At 51.9% G+C, this 5,538-nt stretch carries 5 protein-coding genes, 4 tRNA genes, 1 rRNA gene and 1 other RNA gene; 2 read left to right on the top strand and 9 right to left on the bottom strand.

Going from position 1 to position 5,538, the window contains the following annotated elements; all coding sequences use genetic code 11:
• The 6 genes from ACJ8M3_RS24695 to ACJ8M3_RS24670 all read right to left on the bottom strand — a co-directional run.
• A partial coding sequence (locus ACJ8M3_RS24695; protein WP_227592740.1) for a GTP-binding protein occupies positions 1 to 278 on the bottom strand: 278 nt, incomplete at its 3' end.
• A gap of 109 nt (positions 279 to 387) precedes the next feature.
• Positions 388 to 463, bottom strand: a tRNA-Thr gene (locus tag ACJ8M3_RS24690).
• A gap of 6 nt (positions 464 to 469) precedes the next feature.
• Positions 470 to 544 (bottom strand) — tRNA-Gly (locus ACJ8M3_RS24685).
• Positions 545 to 581: 37 nt separating this feature from the next.
• Positions 582 to 697, bottom strand: a non-coding RNA gene (locus ACJ8M3_RS24680) — RtT sRNA.
• 46 nt (positions 698 to 743) lie between these two features.
• Positions 744 to 828, bottom strand: a tRNA-Tyr gene (locus tag ACJ8M3_RS24675).
• A 25-nt stretch (positions 829 to 853) separates the two neighbouring features.
• Positions 854 to 929 (bottom strand) — tRNA-Thr (locus ACJ8M3_RS24670).
• 396 nt (positions 930 to 1,325) lie between these two features.
• Here ACJ8M3_RS24670 and ACJ8M3_RS24665 point away from each other — a divergent pair.
• Positions 1,326 to 1,874: a GNAT family N-acetyltransferase gene (locus tag ACJ8M3_RS24665; protein ID WP_033644356.1), complete on the top strand. Its 549-nt coding sequence runs from the start codon at positions 1,326 to 1,328 to the stop codon at positions 1,872 to 1,874.
• Between the two features lie 219 nt (positions 1,875 to 2,093).
• Positions 2,094 to 3,044 (top strand): type I pantothenate kinase, encoded by a 951-nt coding sequence (coaA, locus tag ACJ8M3_RS24660; RefSeq protein ID WP_025304936.1) that lies wholly within the window; start codon positions 2,094 to 2,096, stop codon positions 3,042 to 3,044.
• 48 nt (positions 3,045 to 3,092) lie between these two features.
• On the opposite strand, the gene birA is transcribed toward coaA, so the two are convergent.
• From birA to rrf, 3 genes are all read right to left on the bottom strand, one after another.
• Positions 3,093 to 4,055: a bifunctional biotin--[acetyl-CoA-carboxylase] ligase/biotin operon repressor BirA gene (birA, locus tag ACJ8M3_RS24655; protein WP_033644354.1), complete on the bottom strand. Its 963-nt coding sequence runs from the start codon at positions 4,053 to 4,055 to the stop codon at positions 3,093 to 3,095.
• A complete protein-coding gene (gene murB, locus ACJ8M3_RS24650; RefSeq protein WP_033644353.1) occupies positions 4,052 to 5,089 on the bottom strand; it encodes a UDP-N-acetylmuramate dehydrogenase in 1,038 nt (345 codons plus the stop codon). The genes birA and murB overlap by 4 nt, the downstream gene beginning before the upstream one ends.
• 377 nt (positions 5,090 to 5,466) lie before the next feature.
• A 5S ribosomal RNA gene (rrf, locus tag ACJ8M3_RS24645) occupies positions 5,467 to 5,538 on the bottom strand; the annotation flags it as partial.

Below are 5,538 nucleotides of genomic sequence, written 5' to 3'. Positions count from 1 at the left end.
ATCATGTTTTTCACGTAGTCGGCGTGCCCTGGGCAGTCAACGTGCGCGTAGTGGCGAGTCGGGGTGTCATACTCAACGTGAGAGGTGTTGATGGTGATACCACGAGCTTTTTCTTCTGGCGCGTTATCGATCTGGTCGAAAGCACGTGCAGAACCGCCGTAGGTTTTAGCCAGAACGGTAGTGATCGCTGCAGTCAGGGTAGTTTTACCGTGGTCAACGTGGCCGATAGTACCGACGTTAACGTGCGGTTTTGTACGTTCAAACTTTTCTTTAGACATCGATTGTCCCTCTAAGACACGGATAAATCGGTGGTATCACCACATCAACCAAGCATTTGCTCGTTGAATCCAGAACAGAAAGAAAATCAGGGGGCGAGAAATTAAGAAGTGGTGCTGATAGGCAGATTCGAACTGCCGACCTCACCCTTACCAAGGGTGCGCTCTACCAACTGAGCTATATCAGCACATCTTGGAGCGGGCAGTGGGAATCGAACCCACATCATCAGCTTGGAAGGCTGAGGTAATAGCCATTATACGATGCCCGCATCCTGGAACTCGGCTACCTGATTTTTCTGTAGAATTTTGGGGATAGAGCAGGATTGTTCATCACTCTGCTCGTATCCTTCGGGCCGGCTGCGCCTCGCGCTGCACAACTCGAACCTTGCCGAAGGCTTTCGCCCTCTCCTCCCGCCATCAACCGTTGCGGTGTTTATCGCATCTCAGTTAATCGCCGAAGGCAAGATTTGGTGGTGGGGGAAGGATTCGAACCTTCGAAGTCTGTGACGGCAGATTTACAGTCTGCTCCCTTTGGCCGCTCGGGAACCCCACCAGATTTTAACTACTTGTGACTTGAATGGTGCCGGCTACCGGAATCGAACTGGTGACCTACTGATTACAAGTCAGTTGCTCTACCTACTGAGCTAAGCCGGCATCAAGTGCAGCGCATTCTAGGTAGAGCGGGCGACCTATGCAACAAAAAAATTGCTTTACGCGCACTTTCGCTCATAAATCAGTCAATTTTGCATGCTGTCATGCAATTCGCAGCCTGTGGCGTGCAAACATTCATCACTTGCGGCAATCATTCTCTACAATTTTATCCACTTTTTGCAAGCTTTGAACGCCCCTTTCTCCGTGTCGGGCTTCTCAAAACACGTAACCCACGGCGGTAAACCGTGAGCGGGATCGATGCACCAAAAAGAGGATGGCTGCCCTGGTTCGTGGCGTGAACTACACTTATTCCTCGCCCTTTCGCCGTGGCTATGCCTTTTATCGCTCTGGCGCAGTTATTGCTTATCTTCATTACCCCCATATCTGGAGGAATGACCGATGAAAATAGTGCCTATCAACGCCGCTACGCTCCCGATTTATCGCGATGAATTGGCTCGCCTGTTGACCGATGCGGTCACCCACGGCGCTTCAGTGGGCTACGACACCTTAATCCCGCATGAAGACGCCGAGAGTTACTTCCACAGCCTGCGTCCGGCCTTGGCCAAGGGTGAGCTGCTATTGTGGATTGCCCGCGACGAACGCGGCGTCGTTGGCACCGTTCAACTCGAGCTCTGCCAGAAACCGAATGGCCGTAATCGTGCGGAAGTAGTGAAACTGCTGGTTCATAGCCGCGCTCGTCGCAACGGCGTAGGCCTGGCGCTAATGAAGACGTTGGAGCAAGCGGCACTGCAACAGCAGCGCGGGCTACTGTATCTGGATACACAGGCCGGTTCGGCGGCAGAAGCACTTTATCGCAGTCTGGGCTATCGCTGCCTGGGTGAAATGCCTGACTATGCGGCCGGACCCGATGGCTATTACCACTCAACCGTCATTTATTACAAACGTCTGTTCACCGTGACCCCGTCTTCACGCGCTATCGCCAGCTAACCTTCAGGCGGTATCCTGACGCCATGATACCGCCTTGCAACCCCGCTTTATCAACTGCGCGCCGCTTCGCACAATTGACATAAACTGCTGCCTATCGACAACTTTTGCGAAAAAAGTCTACGCCAAAAACGAAGCTGTCTATAATATGCAGCTTGTTTATTCTCTGGAGTTGGCGTCCGGCGCCTTTCCCAACCTGCGTTAACAGGCAGAATTTGGCTTATGATAAAAAGAGATCAATCTTTAGCAACGCCTTACCTACAGTTCGATCGTACCCAGTGGGCTGCGTTGCGAGATTCGGTGCCGCTGACGTTGTCGGAAGAAGAGATCGTTAAACTGAAAGGGATTAACGAAGATCTCTCGTTGGAAGAAGTTGCGCAGATTTATCTGCCGCTGTCACGACTGTTGAACTTCTATATCAGTTCCAACCTGCGCCGGCAGGCGGTACTGGAACAATTCCTCGGCACCGACGGGCAAAAGATTCCCTATGTCATCGGCATCGCCGGCAGCGTAGCCGTCGGCAAGAGCACGACCGCACGTCTGTTGCAGGCGCTGCTGAGCCGCTGGCCGGAACACCGCAGCGTTGAGCTGATCACGACCGACGGCTTCTTGCATCCAAACAAGGTGCTGAACGAACGCGGTTTGATGAAGAAAAAAGGCTTCCCGCAGTCTTACGATATGCATAGCCTGGTGAAGTTCGTGTCGGAAGTGAAATCCGGCGCCAAACGTGTCACCGCCCCGGTTTATTCCCATTTGATCTATGACGTTGTGCCCGAAGGTAATAAAGTCATCGAACAGCCGGACATTCTTATCCTGGAAGGGCTTAACGTATTGCAAAGCGGTATGGATTATCCTCACGATCCGCATCGCGTATTCGTTTCCGACTTCGTCGACTTCTCTATATATGTCGATGCGCCGGAGACGCTATTGCAAAGCTGGTATATCAACCGTTTCCTGAAATTCCGTCAGGGCGCATTTTCCAATCCTGATTCTTATTTCCATAATTATTCAAAATTGCCGGAACCGGAGGCGATTAATATTGCCACGCAATTATGGAATGAAATCAATGGATTGAATTTGCAGCAGAACATACTGCCTACCCGCGAACGCGCGAGCCTGATTATGACCAAAAGCGCCAACCATGCCGTTGAAAGCGTGCGTTTAAGAAAATAAGCCTACCGAACGATCAAGGGGACGCTGCCGTCCCCTTGTCTTTTCTCACTATTCCGCGCTGCGCAGCGATATCTCTCCGCCGATAAAGGGTTTGATTTCCCCTTCTTGTTCCAGCAGGAGTGCACCTTGCGCGTCGATACCCCGGGCGATACCCACAATCTGTCGCTCGCCAATCAGCAGTTTGACCGGTCTGTCGATAAAATTATCCAGCGTGCGCCAACGGCCAATGAATGGCGCCAGCCCATCTATCTCGAATTGTTTTAAGGACTGCCGCAATTCATTAAGCAGAGTGGCGGTCAGCTCATTACGATCGATGTTAATACCGGCTTCTTGCAGGTTGATCCAACCTTGGTTGATCCCACTCGCATTGGTATCCCGCATCGCCAAATTAATGCCGGCGCCGATGACCAACTGAGCCGCGTCGCCGGTTTTCCCCGTCAACTCGACCAAGATCCCTGCCAATTTACGATCGTTCAGGTAAAGATCGTTGGGCCATTTGACTCGCACATCTTTAGCGCCAAGACGCTGCAAGACCTCCGCCATCACCATGCCGATCACCAGGCTCAGCCCCATCGCCGCAGCTGGCCCCTGTTCCAATCGCCAAAACATCGACAGGTATAAATTGGCGCCAAACGGCGAAATCCACTGACGCCCACGACGACCGCGGCCGGCCAGTTGGTACTCAGCGATGCAGGCGTCGCCAGATTGCAGCGTTTCGATACGATCCAGCAAATATTGATTGGTAGAGTCTACGACCGGCAGCACGGTAACTCGCTTGTCGTCCAGCCCTCTAAGAATGCGTTCCGCCTCCAATAGCTGCATGGGAGCAGGCAAGCTGTATCCTTTCCCCGGTACAGTAAAGACATCCAGCCCCCACTCGCGAACGGTTTGAATATGCTTATTGATCGCGGCACGGCTCATGCCCAATGACTCACCGAGCTGTTCCCCGGAATGGAATTCACCGTCGGCCAATAGCGCGATCAGTTTTAACGGGACCTTGGTATCTCTCATGACAGCACCACCACAGCGTTCAATTCGCCAGTTGCGCCAATGAAACGCACCTCAGGTTCCAGCCATACGCCAAATTTATCGGCCACAGTCTTACGGACATGGCGCGCCAGAGCCACCACATCCTGACTATGCGCATTATCGATATTCACCAGCACCAGCGCCTGCTGGCGGTGTACGGCTGCGCCACCGATGCGATACCCCTTCAGTTCGCACTGATCGATCAGCCAGCCAGCGGCCAGCTTCACCTGACCATCCTGCTGCGGATAATGCGGCATGCCGGGATATTGTGTGATGAGTTCTGCGGCTTTCCCCGCGTTCACCAGCGGATTCTTGAAGAAACTGCCGGCATTACCGGTTTCGCGCGGGTCCGGCAGCTTGCTGCGGCGCATGGCACATACGGACTCGAATACCTGAAGTGGCGTCACCGTGGCGGGATCCAGCTTGGCCAGATCGCCATAGCTCAACTTGGGTTGCCACTGCTTGCTCAGACGCAGACCCAGCCCGACAATGGCATGCCCAGTTTGGAAGCGATGTTTGAAAATGCTTTCCCGATAGCCGAAACCACAATCGGCTGCCGGAATGCGATCGATGGCACCCGTAGAGAAGTCCAGCAGGTCGACATACTCACAGACATCTTTCAATTCGACGCCATAGGCACCGATATTCTGGATAGGCGCGGAGCCGGCCAATCCAGGAATCAACGCCAGGTTCTCCAACCCGCAGATCCCGGCCTGCAGCGTATATTGCACCAGATCGTGCCAATTCTCACCGGCGCTGACATGGAGATACCAGGCATCGTTATCTTCTCGAACATCGATGCCCTTCAGTTGGTTAACCATGACCGTACCCGAAAAGTCTTCCAGGAACAGTACGTTGCTACCTTCACCGAGAATCAGCAGCGGCTCCTGACGCTTGCGCGTTTGTTGCCAGACTTTGAGCATCAACTCAATTCTATCGGCGATGACCAGGTGCGCTGCGTTGACCGGGAGCGCAAAAGTATTGTGGTTTTTTAAAGACGCGCTTTCAGTAGACATAACGTTCAGTACCCATGCGGAAATAATCTTTTGCTTAGTCTACTCGATTCGAAGCGTCTGGCTAATATTTGTTTTAATTAACGTGAAATTTATCGAGTAATGCACTGAAGAATTAGGATTTATCTTTGATATAACAGGATAATTCTTATCAACATGTTCATAAATAGGCATTTTTATTATTTAAATAATAATCTTAATCTATCAATTATATATTGAGCTGGTTATTCTCCTGCTCAAAAGCATTATACGTGCTTATGTAAATAAGCCACGTCCGCTGAAATAGGTATTTTTCTAAGCAATAGATACGATCAGGGGATTTATTTTACGCATAGCAAAAAGCCCTGAACGTCAGTTCAGGGCTTTCGGCTTTGTTTGATGCCTGGCAGTGTCCTACTCTCGCATGGGGAGACCCCACACTACCATCGGCGCTACGGCGTTTCACTTCTGAG

The organism is Serratia sp. CY55921, from assembly GCF_052167655.1.
GTDB lineage: Bacteria > Pseudomonadota > Gammaproteobacteria > Enterobacterales > Enterobacteriaceae > Serratia > Serratia ureilytica.
This window is presented reverse-complemented; position numbering and strand designations above follow the sequence as displayed.